The sequence below is a fragment of the Gimesia sp. genome, assembly GCF_040219335.1.
Classification (GTDB): domain Bacteria; phylum Planctomycetota; class Planctomycetia; order Planctomycetales; family Planctomycetaceae; genus Gimesia.
The window spans coordinates 451945-472905 of the sequence record NZ_JAVJSQ010000031.1 but is presented as its reverse complement, the minus strand read 5'-3'; the positions used below and the strand labels follow the sequence as shown (position 1 = coordinate 472905).

The window sequence follows — 20961 nt, the reverse complement described above, 5'->3', positions numbered from 1 at the left end:
GGTTTTAATCGATGAGTCGCACATCCTGGAAAGTAATGATGATTACTCCATTCAGACTGAGTGCACTACTGGTGCTGCTGTGTTCGACCGGACTGCCTCTGGCAACTCGTTCCGTGGTCGCCGGCGATAAAGACTCCGTAGAATATGTCATGCACGGTGATGCGGACATGGCCGGTGAGGAATACATGAATGATCCCGGGCTCTTTTCCGGCATGCATACTTATTCCCGCTCGCTGGTCCGACAGTTGCCGGTAGATCGCGGGTGGACTTATGACTCTCCGATTGATAAACAGATCGGAAATATGTTTAAGTCTTCCAAGCTGAAACTGGAATATCTGCACTGGTCGTTAAAAGGTCCAGATGACGTGCTGCTGGGAACTCCCATCCTGGGAGTAACCGATTCGACTCAGCCCAATTCGGTATTCGACCGGTCAACGGGAATTGCCCGTGGCAACGGTGTTGAACTGGATTACAACGATCAGTCGATGGATACGAACGGCATGCGTGCCGCTCTGGAATTCGCTCTGCCGGAAGGTAGTCTGGAGTGGAACGTCTGGGGCATTTTCAAAAATGAATCGATTCGTCCTACCGACAGCATTTTTGCCACCCAGGCGAATTCTGTTCCCGACGATGACCTCGTCGTCGTGACCAACTTCAAAATTAATGGAGCTCCCGCTTCGAACACCAACGTGTATGACACCAGCTATACCATCAACCTGGACACACAGATGGCTGGTACCGGGATCAACTATATTATGGATCCGCACCTGCCCGGTGAAGGGTTCCGTTTGCAGCCGATGTTCGGGTTCCGCTTCATCGATCTTCAGGAAACCATGAATCAGGTGGGAGTCGATTCCGGCGGCGGAATTGGTCTGCCGCGGACAACTACGATCTACTCCAAAACCGAGAACCGGGTCTTTGGTCCCAGCCTCGGTGCCCGTACCGAATTCAAGCATAGCCGCTTCACAATCGGTGCCGAACCTAAATTTACCTTCGGTTTCAACCGTAATACCAACCAGGTCGCGACCGAACAACTGTTCCAGCCTTCGGATCCCCGGATTGTCACCGTCGATAAGAACAACGAGTTCTCACCTACATTCCAGATTTCTTTGTACGCCAAAGTGAATGTGAATGAGCACTTTCGTTGCTTCGTCGGATACGACTACCTGTTCGTCGGTCAGATTTCACGTGCCTTCAATATCATTGACTACAATGAAGATCGTACCGCAGCCAATCCAGCCGTCGGTACCCGGGTTCGCGATGACAACAGCAAGTTCTCTGCTGATGGTATTACTGCTGGTATCGAACTGATCTGGTAATCAGGGTTTGCGAACGACTGTCGCCGTCGTGTGACGTTTCTCGGGCTTCCTAATCTGGTAGACCGGACTGGCAGCAAAAGTCTGGTAGATTCGTTCCGCCTGGTCAGCGTGCAGCTGATTCGCATGGGCGTGCAGCAGAAAGCGAAAGGTCAGCGGAGACTGACGCGTCGTTTCCAGTGGCCCGTGCATACAGGGCGCAGCTCCCATCCAGCCATCCTCGCGGACATGCCAGCAGACCGGCTTCTCCGTGCCTGCCACTGGATTATCGGGATGGAAGAAATAAGTGATTCCCTCCGTGACTTCGGGAGTCACCGGGCCGGAATAGTCCATCCAGTTTGCCGGTTTGCCAAAGATATTCTTTTCCCCGACCTGTCCTGTACTGCTGGTGATCGTCCCGGCTCCGAAGTAGCTTGAAATCGAACGCGCTACCCGCACCGCCAGAAAACCGAAATTGGTTTTCTGAAATTCAAGAGCAGCTGCAGTGGGATGGAACGTGGTCTGCAGTTCCAGGAACAACTCGTCTGCCTCATTCGTCCTGACAGCGGCGATCATTTCCTGTCTTAGCAGGGGAGCCGGATCGTGGCCATCAATCCAGTCCAGTTCGACCGCCAGGATCGCTTCAGCGTCGGTCTCATCAATACTGATCCAGCGCTTCTGCCTGATGGTCGCTCCCGTGTTTTCCGCCCAGAAATTAATCCCCAGCACCCGGTGATGGGCAAACCAGACCGAACGATGGTGGTCATGGTTCGGCGCCCCCGGATGTCCGATCCGTGTTAACGGAACTCCCGCCGGTCCCGTAAGCGGATAAAAGAAGGGACGCGAATATTCAGGAGAGTGATGCCACCTGAGTCGCTCCTTTCCCTTGATCTGAAACGCAAACTGAAAATCGGGGAGCGGAACAATCTGGCAGTCGGGAAACAGCTGGCTCATACCGGAAATCCTGTCAAAAGCAGTCGCGATTCTGTCTGGTTCATACCGCTTTCAGCATACGGGGTCCTTCAGGCAGAGTGAAGCAGACCGAACTTGTTTCAAAAATCAGCTCATCGGCCAGACGATTGACAGCAGGATCGTGGATGCCAGGCTGGTACATCCCAGCACGAGCAATAAAGGTGTCCATGATTTGAGTGCCTCTTCTTCTGTAAGACCGCTCATCTTACAGAAAATCCAGAAGCCACTGTCGTTCATCCAGGAGCCGATCAGCGAACCTGCACCGATGGCCGTCGCCAGGTAAACCGGATCGAAGCCCAGCATTTCGGAATTGACGTTCATCGTCGCCAGCATGGCGGAGGTCGTAATCATCGCTACGGTACTGGAACCCTGGGCGATTTTGAGCAGTGCTGCGATGCCGAAACCGAGAATCAGAAAGCTCATGCCGGCAACTTGCGTTTCTTCGGTGCTGAACATGCCCTGGATCGCCGGTCCAATCTGGGCGACGGTCAGCATCTTTCCGAAGGCACCACCCCCGGCTGTGATCAGAATAATCACGCCCCCGCTCATCAGGGCTTCTTCAACAGTGGCTCCCAGTTTGAGCAGTGTCAGGTCGCGTTGTCTGAAAAGAATGATCAGCGAAATCGCTGTCGCGACCAGCAGGGCGAAGTTGGCGTCTCCGATAATCGAAGTAAAAGGACTGACGCTGGTCAGGAATGCCTGGGGACCGACGCCGCCAGCCAGCAGGGAGTTAACCAGGGTGTTGGCCGTGATCAACAGCACGGGCAGAACAATCGGTAACAGTGAAACAACCAGGGAAGGGAGTTCTTCCTCTTTCAGCGGATCCGGTTCAGTATGTTCGGCGACTTCCCGCATGGGGATGTCCATTTTTTTATTGGCGAACATGCTGAAGAAGATCCCTACAAAAGCAGCCGGTAATGCGACCAGGGCGCCCACGAAGATCATCTTGCCCAGGTCGACACCCAGGTTATCGGCCATCGCCAGTGGTCCAGGGGTCGGGGGAACCAGTGTATGCGTGATGGCGCCCCCGGCGGCAATCGCCATCACGTACATCAGATAATTGCGTTTGGTGCTGCGATACAGCGAACGGGCCAGCGGAATCAACAGGTAGAACACCGTATCAAAGAAGACAGGTACCGCCAGGACGAAGCCACTTCCCATCAGCGCAAAGGAAGCGTTCTTTTCCCCCATCAACTTGAGAAACGTACGGACAATCCTGTCTGCGGCGCCGCTGTCCATCATGCATTTACCGATGATCGCAGCCAGCGCAATCACGATTCCGATCCCGGAAACCGAGTCGCCAAAGGCGATCGCCACTCGCTTCATGCGGTTCATCCCATCTGCTGACGCGGGGCCCAGCAGGCTGACGACCATGGCTGCTGTGATCAACGCCAGAAAGGCATTGATTTTCAGAAAGATGATCATGCCAATCACAGTGGCGATGCCGATCGCCAATATGACAAAGGGGTAGTTTTCCAACATAAGCGCTTCTCCGGGAAAATCTTAGGCGTATATCGTGAGTGCTAACGAGCATTACAAAGATTGATGCATGACGCAACCCAGTCTAAGCGAGAAAACAGAGAGGCCGATTTAGTGAAAAAGGTTAAGAAAAGGTTGCTTTCATAGACCTGCTGCTTTGTGTAGGATGAAGTTGCTTCGTGTCCCACCCTGATACTGCAGAAAAGGAAGATCTCCCATGACTGTGCTCACCTGGTGTCGTCTGTTGAAATGTCTGCTGTTGATCTGCGTCTTCGTCTGGGGGATGGGAGCACAGAATGCACTGCAGGCTGAGATCTCGGTGGATGAAGCACAACAGGCAATGCGTCGTGCGACAGACTACTTCACCACTCAAGTCTCGACCGAGGGCGGCTATCTCTGGCACTACAGTCGGGATCTGAAATACCGGGAAGGGGAAGGCCGTGCCCGTGATACCATGGTTTGGGTGCAACCTCCGGGAACACCCACTGTGGGAGTGGCTTACCTCGAAGCATATCAGAAAACCGGTCAACCCTATCTCTTGAAAGCAGCGCGAGCTGCCGGTGAAGCTCTGATTAAGGGACAACTCAAATCCGGGGGCTGGAACTATTACATCGATTTCGAACGCCGGGCTCAGATGCAGTATCGTTTTGACGGAGGTGGTCCCAAGGTTCGGAACACAACGACCTTCGACGACAACACCTCGCAATCCGCGCTCCACTTTCTGATCCTGCTCGATCAGGAGCTGAAGTTCAAAGACAAAGCCGTGCACGGAGCCGTGATGTATGCCCTGGATGCATTTTTAAAAGCACAGTATCCCAACGGGGGTTGGCCGCAGCGCTACGACGAATTTCCCGATCCTCAAGACTATCCCGTGCTCAAAGCCAGCTATCCGGAAAGCTGGTCGCGTACCTTTCCCAAACAGAAATACCTGAATTATTACACCTTCAACGACAATGCCATCGAAGATCTGGTCAATGTGATGTTCCTGGCGCATCACGTCTATCAGGAGGACCGATATCGCGAAGCGGCTCTGAAAGCGGGAGACTTTATCCTCCTCGCGCAGATGCCCGAACCGCAGCCGGCGTGGGCACAGCAGTACAATCAGCAGATGCAGCCAGCCTGGGCGCGTAAATTCGAACCACCGGCGGTCACCGGAGGCGAGTCGCAGGGAATTATCAAAACGCTGATGCAGATTTATATTTACACCGGCGACAAAAAATATCTGGCACCGATCCCAAAAGCACTGGCCTATCTGAAGAAGTCAGAACTGCCCGGCGGTAAGCTGGCCCGCTTTTACGAACTGAAAACCAACCGACCGCTTTACTTCACTAAAAAATATGAACTGACCTACAAAGACAACGATCTGCCCACTCACTATGGTTTCATCATCGATTCCAAAGTCGATTCGCTCGAAAACCGTTACGAGAAACTGCTGAAGGCATCGCCTGAAAAACTCAAATCGCAGCAGTTCCCGCAACGTCGTCTGCGCTTAACACCCTCCCTGGCCGCGCGGGCACAGTCTGTGGTCAACGCGTTGAACAAAGACGGCGCCTGGCTCGTTCAGGGAGATATCCGCAGTGCCGATCTCGACAATGTGCCCATCATCGATACGCGGGTCTTTGTCCGGAATCTCTCGACGCTTGCTGAATTTATTGCTGCGAGTCAACAGGATTAAATCAGGCGTGCTCGGCTACGATCTGCATCCGTTCCAGGCCGACCTGCGCCACCTGTAACGGATCCTGTTCCCAGAGATCTTCGCGGAACAGTTCCAGTGAGAGCCAGCCCTCGTAACCAATCTGCTTCAGCAGGCGGCAGTAATGTACCAGGTCCAGGTGCCCGTCGCCGGGAAGGACGCGGTCTGGATCCATCTGGGTTTCGCGAGGCAGGGTATCGACGGCATCATTGAAATGGGAAATCGCGATTTGTTCGGGCTTGAGATGCGCGATGGTCTCCATGGAACCGCCTCCCCGGAATACGTGAAACGGATCGAGTACGAGGGTCGCTGCGGGATGTCTCGACTTTTCGACCACCCGCAATGCATCTTCAATGGTGGTGACATCAGCAACGAAGCCCAGGAACTCAACCGCTGGCTTCGCACCGGCTTCGATACCCGCTTCCAGCAAATCGCGATACCGTTTCGCACCCAGGTCGTAGTCCGGATTCTTATCGCGATGCGGGCAGGCAATCACATATTCCGCCCCCAGTTGAGAGGCCAGCTTGATGCGATCCAGACAGGTCTGAAATACACGCGGATACTCTTCCTCCGTCGCTGACCACCAGTCGCGTAACATGATCATCGTCGGAACCGCCAGTCCGCCATCTTTGAGAGCCTGCGAGATCGTTTCCAGTTTCCCTCCCTCAGCCAGGTACTGTTCGACTTCATCAAACCAGAGTTCAATTCCCCCGTATCCAGCTTCGGCAGTGACGCGGATTTTATCGAGCAGCGGTGTGGTACGGATCGTACTGGCGTTCAGGCTAAAGCGGAAAGGGCTCATGAAGATGATCCTCGCAGAGAATAACGGGGAGATTAGGTTATCGATCTGCTGGAATCTGACGTAAGAACTCCAGCCGGTTGAATTTCGTAACAGACGTCTACACCGCATTTTGCAATAATCAAGCGTGGGTATCAACTCAGAACAGCGAAACGAATGCTTCCTCGACGGCGGGGGCAAAATCGGTCACAATAGACAGAGTAATATAGACTCGCTTCGATTCTCCTGAGGAGTTGTCCTGAAATCGGTTGAAAGTTCTCTCAGATGCATGTGTCGCGATTGGAATGGAATCCGAGTTCTCTACTCTGGCTCTGCCTGCTGCTCCCGGGCTGCGGTGCAGACGCGAAACCCCCGCGCGCCGCTGAAGAACCTGAGGTCGTCGTTATCAGTGAACCTGCTGTCTCGACGGCTTCTACGGAATCACAGCAGCAACCACAGGCTCCACAGGTAAAAACGGAGCAAACAAAAACGGAGTCTGACCCGGGCAAGGCGCCTGGGGAACCTCAACCCGCATCACGCATGCAAAGTGCTGAGCAGAAAGTGTATCGCCCCAGCGATCAACGTCCTCTGCACAACAACCAGCGTCTGGCGCTGTTGGGCATCGAGTGTTATGAATCGCCGCATCTGAAACTTTATACGGACATCGATCCCGAACAGGCGAAAAAACTACCTGCTGTGCTTGAACAGGCTTATCCGGCACTGCAAAAGTATTTTGGTCCGTTACCCCCCAATCGGGAAGGCACTGAGTTTCAGGTCACCGGGTATATCATGCAGGACCGGGAACGGTATGAGAAAGCAGGGTTGATTCCGGGGTTGCTGGCTCAGATTATCAACGGGCGTCATCAGGGGGCTCAGTTCTGGATGAACGCGCAGACCGAGGAATATTATCTCAAGCATCTGATGCTGCACGAATACACGCACTGCTACAGCATGATCATGGAAGACATCAGCGCGCCCGTCTGGTACCTGGAAGGCATCGCAGAATCGATGGCGACGCACCATGTCAGTGCAGATGGGAAAATTCAGTTTAACGTGATGCCTCACAATAAAAATGATTTTGGCGGCCTGGGACGGATCTCGTTAATCCAGGATGCCGTTAAAAGTGCACCCCCCAGAACGATGCTGGAAGTGATGCAACTGGGGCCCGATGATTTTGTCGATGCGAATGCATCCTATGCCTGGTCGTGGGCCCTCAGTCAGTTCTTTGACAAGCATCCCCAATATCAGACTGAGTTCCGCAAGCTGGCGCGGCAGATGCAAGGCCCCGGGTTCACAGAAAAAATCAAAGCGCTGATCGGTCCAGATCTGATCGCCGCCAATGACGCCTGGCTGCTGTTTGTCCGTAATCTGCAGCCTGGCTATGATTCCGAAAGGGCGATGATCACGTTTCACCCCGGCAAGGACCTTGCGACAGACGCTTCAGTCACACAGGAAATCGCCAGCGACCGAGGCTGGCAGTCGAGTGGCGTACATGTGACCCGCGGGGAGACGTATGCGGTGTCTGCGAGCGGAATGTTTTCACTCGCGCAGAAACCCAAACCCTGGCAGAGTACAGCGGACGGGATTACGTTTCAGTACTTCAATGGACAACCACTGGGCCGACTGTTGATGATGATCCGCCCCGATCCTGGCAATGATCCCACACGCGTGCAGGCACTGCTACGGGTCTATCCCCAGGGATCGCAGGCAACCTGGATGGCCCCGGCGACCGGTACGCTTTATTTCCGCTTAAATGATGCGTGGGATTCACTCCACAATAATGAGGGAGCGGTTCAAGTCACCGTTACCAGGCAGCCTCAGCCACAGAGTACCACTGCCGAACAGTAGCGCGATCTTGCGGCTCCTCGCTGAGCGGGGTATGCTCGATATAAGTCGTGGTTGATGTATCATCCAACTTGAGCGAGAACAGGAGCAGGCATGTCGCAATCAGAATCCGGGAACGTGGTTCCCTCGAAAGAAACAACACGCAGAGCATTTTTGCAGCAGACCTCTGCCACCTTGCTGGCCGGTTCCGTCTTGCAGCCGCTGGCTGGATTCGCTGGCGAAGAAAAGAACTCCGGCAAACAGGCCCGCATTAAGAAAGCGGTCAAGTATCAGATGATTACCGAGAAAATTCCGGTAATGGACAAGTTCAAAATGCTCAAGGATCTGGGCTTCGACGGAACCGAGATTCATTACCGTACCAGGGTCGATCCTAAAGAAGTTCGTAAAGCCATCGACGCCACGGGAGTGCAGGTCCACGGCTTTCTGAACAGCAGCCGCGACGAACTCAAAGACTCAATCGATCAGGCGAAATACTACGGGGGCACCAGTGTGCTGGTGGTGGCAGGACGAGTCGACCAGGATAATCCCTACGATGTCGTCTACAAGCAGCAGCAGGCCAAGCTGAGGAAACATCTACCTTATGCAGAGAAGCAGGGCATTAAACTGCTGGTTGAAAATGTGTGGAATAACTTCCTGCTCAGCCCCCTGGAGATGGCCCGCTTCATCGATGAACTGGAGAGCCCGGCGGCGGGCGTGTATTTCGATGTCGGGAACGTAGTCCGCTTCGGCTGGCCCGATCAGTGGATTCGCATCCTGGGCCCTCGCATCGTCAAACTCGATATCAAAGAATACAGTCGCACAAAGCAGAAGGATGAGGGACTCTGGAAAGGTTTCCAGGTCGAAATCACCGAAGGGGACTGTAACTGGCCCGAAGTCCGTCAGGCGCTTAAGGATATCGGCTACACACAGGGCTGGGCCACCGCGGAAGTCAAAGGCGGCGATCGCCAGAGATTACAGGATATTTCCGAACGCATGGATCGCGCTCTTGATCTTGCTTGAGGCTGAGTTGATAATAATTAAAGATCGTTAAGTAGCTCCGGTTGCCGACGATTGTCCTCATACTTCCTGCCTGATTACGGATTCATAGCACCTTGGTCTACTGAGTCCCACGTACTCTATCATTGCTGAAATCGAACGAAAGGTCTTTCTGATGCCCGAAAATGCCTCACCACAGCAGCCTTCTCAAGGACGCCGCTCATTCATGAAACAATCACTGGCCACGCTGGCGACAACCGGGCTGGTTGTGAATCCCGCATTGACCTCGGGTGCATTTGCTGCCAGTACCGAACTGATCAAAGTCGGTCTCGTCGGCTGTGGTGGTCGTGGAACAGGGGCAGCGGCTCAGACTCTGCGTGCCGATCCCAATGTGGAACTTGTGGCACTTGCAGATGCATTCGGCGATCAACTGGAACAGAGCTATCAGAACCTGAAGAAAACCGAAGTTCAGGATCGGGTCAAAGTCGATGCAGAACACAAGTTCGTCGGTTTCGACGCCTATCAGAAACTGATCGATTCCGGTGTGGACCTGGTGCTGCTGGCAACACCTCCCCACTTCCGCCCGCAGCAGTTGAAAGCCTGTATCGATGCCGGCAAGCACGTCTTCTGTGAGAAACCAGTTGCCGTCGATGCTCCCGGTATCCGTTCCGTGCTCGAAACCACCAAAGAAGCCAAACGAAAAAATCTGACCATCGTTTCCGGTCTGTGCTGGCGTTACGAAACCGGAATGCAGCAGATGGTCGATAAAATTCATAACGGCGGTATCGGAGACATTGTCTCCATGCAGAGCATCCGCTACCTGGGCGGCGTCGCCAAAATGGCCAAACGCAAACCCGAATGGTCCGACATGGAATACCAGATGCGGAACTGGTACTACTACACATGGCTGTCCGGTGATTTCAATACCGAACAGTTCGTGCATGAACTGGATAAACAGTCCTGGGTTATGGGCGAATATCCCGTCAAGTGCTACAGTACAGGCGGTCGCCAGACACGGACTGCACCTGAGTACGGTCACATCTACGACCACTTCAGCACGGTTTACGAATACGCCAACGGAACCAAGTTCCTCGCTTCCACCCGGCATCAGCAGGGCTGCAGTTCCATGTTTGTAGATACTGTTTCCGGAACCGAAGGCACTGCGACACTGATGAAGTATCAGATCGAAGGCAAGAACCCCTGGAAAGGAGCCCGCCGACGTACCAACATGCATCAGCTGGAACACAACGAAATGTACAAAGCCCTGCGGAATGGCGAAGTCATCAACAACGGTGAGTACATGGCTAACAGCTCCATGATGGGCATCATTGCCCGCATGTCAGCCTATACCGGCAAGACCCTCACCTGGGAACAGGCGATGAACTCCAAAGAAGATCTCTCGCCGGAGAAATATGATATGGCTATGTCACTCCCCGAGCCCCCCGTGGCCATGCCGGGTGTGACTCCATTCGTCTAAGTCTACTGATAACTGATCAACGACAAACTGAAACAACCGGCGTGTGTGTCACATTCCGGTTGTTTTTCATTTAATGACCGGAGTTTTCGTAACTGACAATCAATACGGTTTCTAATCGGAGGAAGTGATGAAGTCGCTCGCTCATTCGCTTTTGCTGCTGGGATTATGTGCCCTGATGATTCTCGCACCATCCGCCACGCGGAGGTCTGCCGCACAACAGGCGGTCGCAGACAAACACGCACCACGCCTGACGCTCTCTCGTGAAAAGAACATGTTGTACATTCACGGGGACCACATTCCGGGTGGCACGATTCCGATTAATTACCTGGAAGCCTATTGTCGCGCCGGTTCGACAGATGCGGACTGGGGAAAACATACAGTCGTCAAACACGAAACACAGACGATCGATCTGAACGATGACCGGACCGTGCTCAAACTGAAATGCACGGTCGCTGATGGCATTATCGTAGAGCACACGATCACGGCGAAATCAGACGAAGTCGATTTTCAACTCGTGGCTCACAATCCGACGCAGGTGCGTTCGGAAGTGCACTGGGCTCAACCCTGTATCCGTGTCGGCGATTTCGCCGGACTCGGGGCTGAGCAGACAGACGACAAATATGCTTACATCAGAAAGTCGTTTATCTTTCTCGATGGCAAGCCGGCCTTCATGCCGACGCGCAACTGGGCGACGACAGCCCGTTACATACCGGGCCAGGTCTGGTGCCCGGTGGATGTACCTCGCACGGATGTGAATCCGCGGCCTCTCAGCAGCGAAGTCCCGAGCAACGGTTTGATCGGCTGCTACAGTGCAGACGATCGCTGGATTTTCGCGACCGCGTTTGAACCCTACCAGGAACTGTTCCAGGGAGTGATTCGCTGTCTCCACGCCGATTTCCGTCTGGGTGGACTTCTGCCGGGAGAAACAAAAAAGATTCGCGGCAAAATCTATATCGTGCCGGCTGATATGAACGCGCTGGTCAAACGCTACCAGAATGATTTCCCGGAACACGCTTCCAAACGTTGAGCGTCTGTCAGCGGTTGACGGTTGTGATTTCGCTGACGCGCGTTTCCAGATGTTCGGAATCGGCGCTGGTAATTGTCACTTCGAATTCGCCATCGCCGTTACCGATGGCTTTGACCTGAATCGTATACCGCAGAAACGCATCTGTGGGCAGTTCCTGCACGGGGGAGACACTTAATGTATTCTGATTCACTTCCGGTCGCAGATTCAGCTTCTGGTTCCCCTGGTGTGCTTCAACTGAGACCACGCGGAACATGCGGGGGATTTTCGCCTGTAGCTGAATTCCCCGCGCCGGCTGCAGACCACGATTTTCGATGCTGACTTCATAAGTTGTCTCTTCACCACGGGCGATCGGATCTTTGGTGTCACGAACGTGCACATCCAGCACTCCCTGCGTGGGAGTCACTTTCAGACACGCCGATGCCTGTTCGTCGGGAAGTTCCGGACTGCTGACATTCACACGCATGCAGGCAAACTCAGCGGCGACTTCACAATCAAACTCGACCTGCAGCTGAACGCCCTCTCCCACACGAATCGTATCCAGCAGCCATTTCAACTGGCCACTCTCGCGTTCGGAACCGATGGACGCCTCCCGCGGGATGAGTGACGCATCATAGGAGACCGACACCAGCACATTCTTGAGGTCGACATTATTGACGTTCGAGAGCTTGATGATGTACTCAGCACGACTGCCTATGGTGCGCGTCGAAGGACCAATCACAGACAGTTCCAACTGCTTCTTGACATACTCGACGCAGACCGATTTCCAGACCAGTTCCTCGCCCTCAGCGATCGCGCGGAAGCGACAGCAGTGGTTGCCCAGGGTATCACTGTAGAGTGTCAGATTGATTTCCTTGGATTCACCCGGCTGCAGCGTCCCCAGTCGTTGCCCGATTTTCTTTTCTCTGCGACCCGGAAAAAGCAGGGTGGAATCGAACTCGCATTCCAGAATCACATTCCGTACGGACTGGTTGCTGGTGTTTTTCACGATCAGGTAGAACGTGGCACCGCTGCCCAGTTGTCGTTTGGGAATGACATCAACCGTCATTTCCAACGGCCCCACCTGAGCCGGCGGAGTCATCATCGGTCCGGAGGGACGCTGTGGCGTCGTTTCCGGTTTAGAACGCATCTGGGGCTGAGGCGTCTCCACCCGCGGACGGGACGGTATGTCTTCAGGTAGATCACGAGGTTGGGGCGGCTGATTGCGGTCAATCGATTCGGGGACGGCAAACATATCATTGTCTGGTGGTGCAGGCGGTTCCTGTTTCTGGGGAATCGTCTGCTGCGGACCGATACGTTGTGTTTCTCGTGACTGGGTATTGGGGGTTGCAGGCTGGGGACTGTTGAGCGGCTGATTTTGAGGATCCAGCGGTGGTGGATCAGTCAGCTTCCAGGATGCACGCTGACTGGGCGCAAAGGCAGTGCAGGCTGTCAGTGACAGAGTCAGCACCAGCAGCATACCTGAAGTCATTCTCAAAATTGGCCGATTCACAATGCCCGGCATGAACAATCCTCTTACATTCAAAAGAAACGGATTCCATTCAAAGTTTACCACGCAAACTTAAGTGCAACAGGCAGACAATTGCCAGAAAACTTAAATAGTAAGAGCGAGAATTCAGACTTGAAAATCAGCGTTAAACAGCAGAATCCGCTTTCAGAAACCTTGTCGCTTCTGAGGTTGAATCCGGCCGCACAATCAACACGACCAGTACTGTTTTACTGCTACAGTAAGGCGAGTCAAAACTGAAGGAATTCAGCGAGTTCAACAGTAGGGGAAATTAACAAAACCTGTCAGAGTATTTAGACTGAGGAAATAGTGCGCTTCGTCTCGACAATACCCCTGATAACGGATATCTGGTCCGGCGTACTTCGTCTCTGCGTCTGAAATCAGACTGAATTGAATCGAATCTGGCATGTTATCGACCGTTTTTGTCTCCGAATATCTCTGCAGTGGCGGCTGTCCGCTGGCGGAGTCTGAGCCCTCCCTGCTGGCTGAAGGGACCGCGATGCTGGAAGCGGTTCTCTCCGATCTGTTGCAGATTCCCGGGATTCAGGTTCAAACCTGCGTACAGCCGGGACTGCTGACCGCTCCGGAATTTCAGCAGGCGGAACAGGAGCAGCGCCTTTACATCCAGCGCGTGATTCAACCCGAGGCCGAACCGGAGTATTTTCGTCAGGCCTGTCTGCAGGCCGATCTGGTCTGGGTGATTGCCCCCGAATTTGATGATCTACTGCTAACCAGAACCCGCTGGGCCGTGGAAACCGGAGCCTGTGTGCTCGGGCCCGACCCGGCCACGATTCAACTGACCTCTGATAAGTGGCAGCTCTATCAGGTATTGCAGAAAGCGGGCATCCCCACAATTGAGACCGCATTGCTGACTGAAGCAGCCGAGCTTCCCGCCCGCTTTCCCTGTCTGGTCAAACATCGCTGGGGAGCAGGCGGCATGGGATTACTGCGATTCAACCAACCGGAGGAGTGGCACAACTGGTTTGCTGGGAGACAGGCAGGCGCAGCTGACTTGATCTGGCAGCCCTGGCTGGAAGGAAAATCACTTTCTGCAGCGGCTCTGATTCAGGACGCACGCTGTGAACAGTTACCAATCGGAGAACAGATTCTCTCTTGGGAACCAAGGTTTCTCTACCGGGGAGGGCGGATTCCCGCGCGACTGGAACCTGACGCCACATCCGCGATTCAGAAGTTAATCTTTCAAACCTGTGATCTGCTGCCCGGACTTGCGGGATACGTGGGCTTTGATATTCTGTTGCCTGACCGGGCACCGCTTTCACCTGTACTCGTGGAAATCAATCCGCGGCTGACGACCGCTTACACCGGTTATCGACGGTTGACTCCCGACAATCTGGCTGCACGGGTGACAGGTTTCTCCGCGGGAGCGTCCAACCTGAAGTGGAATTTAGAGCAAGCTGTGTCCTTCCAGCCTGATGGAAGTTTCCAACGGCTTTCGTAAATCAGAGAAAGACATGTGATGTATGTAATCGGTCTGGATGTGGGCGGAGCGAATCTGAAGGCGGCGGACTGTGATGGCAAGGCGCACTCCGTCCCATTTCCGCTCTGGAAGACACCGGAATTGTTAGCAGATGCTTTGCGAGAACTGCTGACCAAATTGTCCCGCCCCGACCTGGTTGCGGTAACAATGACCGGCGAACTGGCAGACTGTTTTGAAACGAAAGCCGCGGGCGTGGATCAGATCCTGTCTGCCGTCGAAGCCGCGGTAACGCCGGCTCCGGTCATTGTCTGGTCGACGGGAGCTGAGTTCATCACGACTGACATTGCTCGCGAATATCCTCTGCTGGCAGCGGCAGCGAACTGGCATGCCCTGGCTACCTGGGTCGGACGGATGGTTGAGGAACCGGGAGGCCTGCTGATCGATATCGGCTCGACAACGACAGACATTATTCCACTGGAGCAGGGCTTTCCGGTGCCGGCAGGGCTGACGGATGTAGAACGACTGCTCTCGGGAGAGCTGGTTTATACCGGGGGGCGACGGACGCCTCTCGCCATGCTTTCGCACTACGTTCTGCTTCGAGACCAGCAGTGTCCTCTGGCAGCAGAGAGCTTCGCGACGACCCTCGATTTATACCTGTTACTGAACATGTGGCCCGAGAATGCCGCCGACCTGGATACCGCCAACGGCCAGCCAGCGACCCGGGAAGCAGCCAATAATCGCCTGGCCCGTTCCGTCTGCTGTGATTTAACAGAAATTTCAACAGAAGAAGTACAGCAGATGGCGGATTGGCTGGGGGAGCGTCATCAGGACCAGATCCATCGGGCCATCGATCAGGTACTGGCTCGCGTCACAGAGCCGGTCACAGCCGTTCTCATCAGTGGAAGTGCTGTCTTTTTGGCGGAAAAGATCGTTAAATCTCATCCGGTGCTCAGTCAGGCCCGATTGACGAACGTGGCGGAAATCTTTGATGCTTCCGTTGCTGATGCAGCCTGTGCATTCGCAGTATCCCGCCTGGCGGCAGAGCGTATTCAGCTGAAAGAATGAAAGAACACCTGCTGAGGAATTCCCTCCATGGTGTGCAGAGGCCGATTCGCTAAAGCACTGGCAATAAATAGTTTGCAGCTACATTGCTGGATGGGGATTTCACGACCGCGCACTGAGGGCTGCGCGAAACGTGGTTGACTCATTTTAAAGACTTGTGATATCTTTCGGCTTTCCTAAGTACCTGTCAGGTCTCTTTCCTGCCGATGGTCTTGCCCTCGGTTCGGCTTGAGCCCATCCTTATTAATGAATTCATGGAATCCTGTAGACTGAAATCTCACGGATGGAGAGCAGTCTGAATTCTGGTGTCACCAGTCAGGTTTCTCAAAACTAACCAGTTTTCCCTCATCCAGCGACGGAGCGCGAGATTATGTGTGGAATTGTCGGCTATATTGGACATCGGCCAGCGGGCCCGCTGCTGATCAAAGGGCTTCAGAAACTGGAATACCGTGGCTATGACAGTGCCGGTGTCGCAGTCCACATGGGCAGCGAAATTCAGGTTCGCAAGAAAAAAGGGCGCGTCATGGAGATGGCGGCCCTGTATAAGTCGAGTCCGATAGAGGGCACCGTGGGTATCGGACACACCCGCTGGGCCACTCACGGCGAAACCAATGACCAGAATTCACATCCGCATGTCGGCGGAAACGGTGAAGTTATCATCGTGCATAACGGGGTGATCGAAAACTACACATCTCTGCGTTCCAGGCTCCAGGCACTGGGTTATGTCTTCCACACAACCACCGATTCAGAGACGATCGCGCACCTGCTCTCTCACCATCTGGAGGAACAGATCAAGCTGGGGGAGAGCCTGGATGATACGAACACGTACCTGAAGGCGGTGGAGAATACTCTCTCCAAGCTGAAGGGAACCTACGGTCTGGTGATCCTGTTCCGGGAACTGCCCGATGTCATGATCGCCGCCCGCCTGGGCAGCCCGCTGGTAATCGGTGTCGGCAAGGGCGAACATTTTATCGCCAGCGATGCAAGCCCGCTGGTGGGTTATACTGAAGAAGTGATCTATCTTTCGGACCATGAAGTCGCTGTACTGACACGGGATGAAGTCGAAGTCTTCCATCGGGATGAAGGTCAGCAGACACTGTCCATTCAGACACTCGACCAGGTCAGCGAAGATGCCGACCTGGGTGACTATGAACATTACATGCTGAAAGAGATCTTCGAACAGCCGCAGACGCTGGAAAATGCGATGCGGGGACGCATCGATGAAGATGAGGCGACCGCGAAATTCGGTGGTTTGAATCTTGACCCGCAACAGCTGCGAAAAATTGATCGCGTGGTGCTGACCGCCTGTGGCACCAGCTGGCACTCTGGTCTGGTGGGAGAATATCTGCTGGAAGAGTTCGCACGGATTCCGACAGAGGTCGAATACGCGAGCGAACTGCGGTATCGCAATCCTCCCATGTCGGAAAACACGATGATCTTCGCCATCACCCAGAGTGGTGAAACGGCTGACACCCTGGCAGCGATGCGGGAATGTAAACGTAAAGGACATCCCACGCTGGCGATCTGTAATGTCGTCGGTTCGACGATTGCCCGTGAAGCTGATGGGGGGATCTACCTGCACGCCGGTCCCGAAGTGGGAGTCGCGTCGACCAAGGCATTCACTTCCCAGGTGATGGTGTTGATTCAACTGGCATTATTCCTGGGACGCATGCGGCATCTGTCGTATCCCGCTGGACGACGAATCATTGACGCCCTTCATCAGGTTCCTGATCAGATCCGCAAATGCCTGGAATGTAATGATCTGGTCAAAGAGATCTCACAGAAGTACTGCAACTTCAACAATTTCCTCTATCTCGGCAGACTGTATAACTTCCCCGGGGCGTTGGAAGGTGCCTTGAAACTGAAGGAAATCAGTTATATCCATGCCGAAGGGTATCCGGCTGCTGAGATGAAGCACGGCCCGATTGCACTGGTGGATGAAGAGACCCCCAGTGTCTTCGTGGTGCCGAGGGGACAGATTTATCCCAAGGTGATGAGTAACCTCGAAGAAGTGAAAGCGCGGAAAGGTCCCGTCATTGCCATCGCCTGTGAAGGGGACCGCAAAATCGCCGACATCGCCGACGATGTGATCTATGTGCCGGATGTCGATGATTTCCTGCAACCACTGGTGACTGCGATTCCACTGCAACTCTTGTCCTATCACATCGCGGTTCAGCGAGGCTGTAATGTCGACCGACCGCGGAATCTGGCGAAAAGCGTGACCGTGGAATAGGATTTCGCTGTAAAACAGGGGCATTCCTGTACAGAAAGTCCGATTTTTCAACCGTAGGGATTTGGTTTACTCTGCCGTTCGTCATAGAATACAGGTGCAGGGCTGCTGGAAAGCGACCTGCACCGTGTGGCGGAGTTATTCCAGTGATATGCTGACTCTCTGATGATTGTGAATTCGGGAGCAGACTGCTGGATTTCGCTACAGGAACAGATCTGTTCATCTCTGCTTTAGTGGTACCAAATTCAATGAAAGTCATTCTGGCAAATCCCCGCGGCTTCTGTGCGGGAGTTAATATGGCGATCGAATGTCTCGAAGAAGTCATTCGTATTTTCGGTAGCGAGATCTACGTCTATCACGAAATCGTCCACAACAAATACGTTGTCAATAAGTTTACCAGTCTGGGAGTCACCTTCGTCGATGCGGTGAGTGAAGTCCCGGAGAATTCGATTCTCGTCTTCAGTGCACACGGGGTGTCTCCCCAGATTCGTCAGGAAGCCCGCGATCGGAACATTCGCACGATTGACGCGACCTGCCCACTGGTAACCAAGGTTCATACCGAAGCGATTAAATACGCTCAGTCCGGTTACAACATCATTCTTATCGGCCATGAAGGACACGATGAAGTCATCGGCACGATGGGCGAAGCGCCGGAGAGCATCACGCTGATCGAAACCCCGGAAGAGGTTACCGATCTGTCATTTCCGGAAGATGCGAAACTGGCTTATCTGACACAAACCACTTTGAGCGTGGATGAAGCTGGTCGGGTGATTCAGAGTCTGAAGCAGAAATACCCGCACATCGAAAGCCCTCCCAAGGAAGACATCTGTTATGCCACAACCAATCGTCAGCAGGCGGTGACAGAACTGGTTCCCCAAGCCGACCTGGTACTGGTCCTCGGTAGCCAGAACAGTTCCAACAGCAAACGACTGATGGAGATCGGCAAGACTGTCGGCAAACCATCGTATCTCATCGATGGGGTTCAGGAACTGAATCCCGAATGGCTGGTTGGTTGTGAGTCGATCCTGATTACTGCAGGTGCGAGTGCACCCGAAGTTGTCGTTGATGAACTGGTCACTCACCTCGAAGAAAAATATCAGGCGGAAGTAGAGACCGCGACGATTCGCAACGAATCCGTACGCTTTCCGCTGCCTCGGGAACTGCGCGTCCTGGAAACATAAGACTGAGCAGTCGCGAACGGAATTCAATCCGGACAATGACAGACAACTTGAGAATTCTGAAAGAACGAAATCGAAACCATGAGTGATGAATCAACACCAGCAGGGAACAACGATGAATCTTCTGGAGAGTTCAATCCGGAGCGTCATACTCAGGAAATCCGTCATTCCCAGGTGAGTGCCAGGGTGCCGGAAGGGGTTTCCCGAGGCGTCTTCAGTACGGGGGCTGTCGTTCTTCAGGGGGGGCACGAATTTATTCTGGACTTCCTGTTGCGCATCTCAACTCCCCAACAGGTTGTCGCCCGCGTCGTGCTGCCGATTGGAGTCGTACCGCAGATGATCCGGGCCCTGCGCGACAATCTCACCAACTACGAGAACCGGTTTGGATTCCCCACGATGCCGGCACCATTGCCGCCGCAGGTTACCAGTTCATCGGATGCCATCAACGTGGGGGCCGGTCTGGAATCTCCCGAGCCTGAGGCACCGACTCCCTCAGTTTCAGATGTTCCTTCAGGCACCTCTGCTGGTGGATCAGGTGCTGTCGGCGAGACTGTCACACCGGATGCGAATCCTCCACAGGCTGCACCGCAGCCACATGTAGCCGATAAAGCAACAGAAGCGGCACAGAAACCACCTTCCGCGGAAGAACTCTATGATGAATTGAAGCTGCCGGATGAAATGCTGAGCGGCGTCTATGCGAACGCGGTCCGGATCGGCCATTCTGCGACTGAGTTTTCATTCGATTTCATCACGACATTCTTTCCCCGCTCCTGTGTTTCCGCACGCGTACATCTGGCTGCTCCCAACATTCCCCGACTGCTCGATTCCCTGACGCATTCATTCGAACAGTTTCAACGAAAAATGGCTCAGCAGCAGAAACGGCAACCACCTGCGCCCGGGGATCAGCCCGGCGAACTTTAAGAGTGGTTCTCAACAGGCTCGTTGACGGGAGCCGTGCTTGCGGATTTCTGTTTTCCGAATACGAGTAGACGGCAGAGCAGAAAATTAAAGCCCATGCCGACCAGGATCCCGATCAGAGCTGCCACCAGTGGTTGAGCAACGAAGAAAGCAAACGTACCACACAAAACCATCGTGGTTAACCAGTTGAAGAAGTTCCCCGTCAGGCAACTTCCACAATAAGCCAGGTACTGTTTCAGCAGCGGGGCATGACGCGCGTACGAAAATGTGATGTGTCGGTTCAGCAGAAAATTGCTGGTCATGGCAATCCAGATCGCAGTCGCCACCGCGAGGGGGCGGATCATCAGATCCAGCAGCAGCGAAAGCGCCAACAGGTTCACGATGACTCCGGAGGAGCCGACAATCGCGAACTGCAGGAAGTAAGCGTAGTTTTTGAATTTGAACTCGTACAGCGTTTTCAGCTGGGCACCCAGGCGAAACCATTCGCCCACAGTAGACGCTGGTTTGCGAGCAGAGCGATCATCAAGCGGGAGTGTGACGACCTCCTCGAATTCCCCTTTGACAATTAATTCCAGGGCAGGGTGCGGACTTGTAGGGGTAAGATACTCCGCACATTGTTCAAGCTTGTCCCGGGAGAGGGCAAAACAGTCCGCCCACGGATATTTTTCCTTCGTCAGTGGTCGAAGCAGCCAGTTGGTGAGTGGCGAACCGGATTTTATCTCCGGGGAACCCATCACGAAGTCAGCCTGTTGCTCCAGCAGCGGAGTGCTTAGAGCCTGAATCAGTTCCCGGGTAAGACAGGTTTCGTCAGCGAGTACCAGCAGGAATTCGCCTGAAGCCGCCTGCAGGCCGTCCATAATGGCTGTTGTAAGTGATTGAGACTGTTCGGGGTAAATCAGTTGGACGGGCAGACTCGGGTGCAGAACCTCACATGCCTGCTTGAGCACCCGGGAGGAATCGACAGTCACCAGTATCAGCTCGGCAGACAGTCCGCTACCTGCTATCTCATCTGCAAATCGGGGTAGTTTGCTGACCAAATTGTCTGTCTCACCAAAAGTGGGGACGATCATCGATAGTTGCAGCAATGTTC

The 20961-nt window shown here is 54.0% G+C and carries 16 protein-coding genes; 11 read left to right on the top strand and 5 right to left on the bottom strand.

The genetic code is table 11. The annotated features are described in order from the left end of the window. The first annotated feature begins 11 nt into the window (after positions 1-11). On the top strand, positions 12-1319 hold the full coding sequence (locus tag RID21_RS26665; RefSeq protein ID WP_350194257.1) for a BBP7 family outer membrane beta-barrel protein: 1308 nt from the start codon (positions 12-14) through the stop codon (positions 1317-1319). On the opposite strand, the gene RID21_RS26660 is transcribed toward RID21_RS26665, so the two are convergent. Next, positions 1320-2249: a DUF6807 domain-containing protein gene (locus RID21_RS26660; protein WP_350194255.1), complete on the bottom strand. Its 930-nt coding sequence runs from the start codon at positions 2247-2249 to the stop codon at positions 1320-1322. A gap of 105 nt (positions 2250-2354) precedes the next feature. Further along, positions 2355-3749 (bottom strand): GntP family permease, encoded by a 1395-nt coding sequence (locus tag RID21_RS26655; RefSeq protein WP_350194253.1) that lies wholly within the window; start codon positions 3747-3749, stop codon positions 2355-2357. A 214-nt stretch (positions 3750-3963) separates the two neighbouring features. On the opposite strand from RID21_RS26655, the gene RID21_RS26650 reads away from it, so the two are divergent. Beyond that, positions 3964-5421: a pectate lyase gene (locus RID21_RS26650; RefSeq protein ID WP_350194251.1), complete on the top strand. Its 1458-nt coding sequence runs from the start codon at positions 3964-3966 to the stop codon at positions 5419-5421. Position 5422: 1 nt separating this feature from the next. Here RID21_RS26650 and RID21_RS26645 read toward each other — a convergent pair whose 3' ends face one another. Continuing rightward, the gene (locus RID21_RS26645) at positions 5423-6241 is read right to left on the bottom strand and encodes a sugar phosphate isomerase/epimerase family protein (protein ID WP_350194249.1); all 819 of its coding nucleotides are present in this window, start codon (positions 6239-6241) and stop codon (positions 5423-5425) included. A gap of 261 nt (positions 6242-6502) precedes the next feature. Here RID21_RS26645 and RID21_RS26640 point away from each other — a divergent pair, with 261 nt between their 5' ends. The 4 genes from RID21_RS26640 to RID21_RS26625 all read left to right on the top strand — a co-directional run bounded on the left by RID21_RS26640 (position 6503) and on the right by RID21_RS26625 (position 11541). After that, positions 6503-8065: a hypothetical protein gene (locus RID21_RS26640; RefSeq protein WP_350194247.1), complete on the top strand. Its 1563-nt coding sequence runs from the start codon at positions 6503-6505 to the stop codon at positions 8063-8065. Positions 8066-8155: 90 nt separating this feature from the next. Then, a complete protein-coding gene (locus RID21_RS26635) occupies positions 8156-9061 on the top strand; it encodes a sugar phosphate isomerase/epimerase family protein (protein ID WP_350194245.1) in 906 nt (301 codons plus the stop codon). A gap of 202 nt (positions 9062-9263) precedes the next feature. After that, positions 9264-10514, top strand: a complete 1251-nt coding sequence (locus RID21_RS26630) for a Gfo/Idh/MocA family protein (RefSeq protein WP_350194243.1) — start codon at positions 9264-9266, stop codon at positions 10512-10514. 127 nt (positions 10515-10641) lie between these two features. Continuing rightward, complete coding sequence (locus RID21_RS26625) at positions 10642-11541, top strand: hypothetical protein (protein ID WP_350194241.1); 900 nt, start codon at positions 10642-10644, stop codon at positions 11539-11541. Positions 11542-11548: 7 nt separating this feature from the next. Here the strand turns inward: RID21_RS26625 and RID21_RS26620 are convergent, their stop codons facing one another. Then, on the bottom strand, positions 11549-13042 hold the full coding sequence (locus RID21_RS26620) for a COG1361 family protein (RefSeq protein ID WP_350194239.1): 1494 nt from the start codon (positions 13040-13042) through the stop codon (positions 11549-11551). A 409-nt stretch (positions 13043-13451) separates the two neighbouring features. Between RID21_RS26620 and RID21_RS26615 the strand changes: the two genes are divergently transcribed. The 5 genes from RID21_RS26615 (at position 13452) to RID21_RS26595 (ending at position 19874) form a co-directional block, all read left to right on the top strand. Then, on the top strand, positions 13452-14504 hold the full coding sequence (locus RID21_RS26615; RefSeq protein ID WP_350194237.1) for an ATP-grasp domain-containing protein: 1053 nt from the start codon (positions 13452-13454) through the stop codon (positions 14502-14504). 18 nt (positions 14505-14522) lie between these two features. Then, positions 14523-15548, top strand: coding sequence for a hydantoinase/oxoprolinase family protein (locus tag RID21_RS26610; RefSeq protein WP_350194235.1), 1026 nt, complete (start codon positions 14523-14525; stop codon positions 15546-15548). A 367-nt stretch (positions 15549-15915) separates the two neighbouring features. Further along, complete coding sequence (gene glmS, locus RID21_RS26605) at positions 15916-17778, top strand: glutamine--fructose-6-phosphate transaminase (isomerizing) (RefSeq protein WP_350194233.1); 1863 nt, start codon at positions 15916-15918, stop codon at positions 17776-17778. A 245-nt stretch (positions 17779-18023) separates the two neighbouring features. Next, on the top strand, positions 18024-18956 hold the full coding sequence (gene ispH, locus RID21_RS26600) for a 4-hydroxy-3-methylbut-2-enyl diphosphate reductase (protein WP_350194231.1): 933 nt from the start codon (positions 18024-18026) through the stop codon (positions 18954-18956). A 78-nt stretch (positions 18957-19034) separates the two neighbouring features. Further along, positions 19035-19874, top strand: coding sequence for a DUF3467 domain-containing protein (locus RID21_RS26595; protein WP_350194229.1), 840 nt, complete (start codon positions 19035-19037; stop codon positions 19872-19874). On the opposite strand, the gene RID21_RS26590 is transcribed toward RID21_RS26595, so the two are convergent. Further along, entirely contained in the window at positions 19871-20941 is a 1071-nt protein-coding gene (locus RID21_RS26590; RefSeq protein ID WP_350194227.1) for a GtrA family protein, read from the bottom strand. The genes RID21_RS26595 and RID21_RS26590 overlap by 4 nt on opposite strands. Between the last annotated feature and the right edge of the window lie 20 nt (positions 20942-20961).

Excerpts from the sequence above, each read along its gene's own strand:
- RID21_RS26665 (WP_350194257.1), top strand. The coding sequence starts at position 12 with ATGAGTCGCACATCCTGGAAAGTAATGATGATTACTCCATTCAGACTG.
- RID21_RS26660 (WP_350194255.1), bottom strand. The coding sequence starts at position 2,249 with ATGAGCCAGCTGTTTCCCGACTGCCAGATTGTTCCGCTCCCCGATTTT.
- RID21_RS26655 (WP_350194253.1), bottom strand. The coding sequence starts at position 3,749 with ATGTTGGAAAACTACCCCTTTGTCATATTGGCGATCGGCATCGCCACT.
- RID21_RS26650 (WP_350194251.1), top strand. The coding sequence starts at position 3,964 with ATGACTGTGCTCACCTGGTGTCGTCTGTTGAAATGTCTGCTGTTGATC.
- RID21_RS26645 (WP_350194249.1), bottom strand. The coding sequence starts at position 6,241 with ATGAGCCCTTTCCGCTTTAGCCTGAACGCCAGTACGATCCGTACCACA.
- RID21_RS26640 (WP_350194247.1), top strand. The coding sequence starts at position 6,503 with ATGCATGTGTCGCGATTGGAATGGAATCCGAGTTCTCTACTCTGGCTC.
- RID21_RS26635 (WP_350194245.1), top strand. The coding sequence starts at position 8,156 with ATGTCGCAATCAGAATCCGGGAACGTGGTTCCCTCGAAAGAAACAACA.
- RID21_RS26630 (WP_350194243.1), top strand. The coding sequence starts at position 9,264 with ATGAAACAATCACTGGCCACGCTGGCGACAACCGGGCTGGTTGTGAAT.
- RID21_RS26625 (WP_350194241.1), top strand. The coding sequence starts at position 10,642 with ATGAAGTCGCTCGCTCATTCGCTTTTGCTGCTGGGATTATGTGCCCTG.
- RID21_RS26620 (WP_350194239.1), bottom strand. The coding sequence starts at position 13,042 with ATGCCGGGCATTGTGAATCGGCCAATTTTGAGAATGACTTCAGGTATG.
- RID21_RS26615 (WP_350194237.1), top strand. The coding sequence starts at position 13,452 with ATGTTATCGACCGTTTTTGTCTCCGAATATCTCTGCAGTGGCGGCTGT.
- RID21_RS26610 (WP_350194235.1), top strand. The coding sequence starts at position 14,523 with ATGTATGTAATCGGTCTGGATGTGGGCGGAGCGAATCTGAAGGCGGCG.
- glmS (WP_350194233.1), top strand. The coding sequence starts at position 15,916 with ATGTGTGGAATTGTCGGCTATATTGGACATCGGCCAGCGGGCCCGCTG.
- ispH (WP_350194231.1), top strand. The coding sequence starts at position 18,024 with ATGAAAGTCATTCTGGCAAATCCCCGCGGCTTCTGTGCGGGAGTTAAT.
- RID21_RS26595 (WP_350194229.1), top strand. The coding sequence starts at position 19,035 with ATGAGTGATGAATCAACACCAGCAGGGAACAACGATGAATCTTCTGGA.
- RID21_RS26590 (WP_350194227.1), bottom strand. The coding sequence starts at position 20,941 with ATGATCGTCCCCACTTTTGGTGAGACAGACAATTTGGTCAGCAAACTA.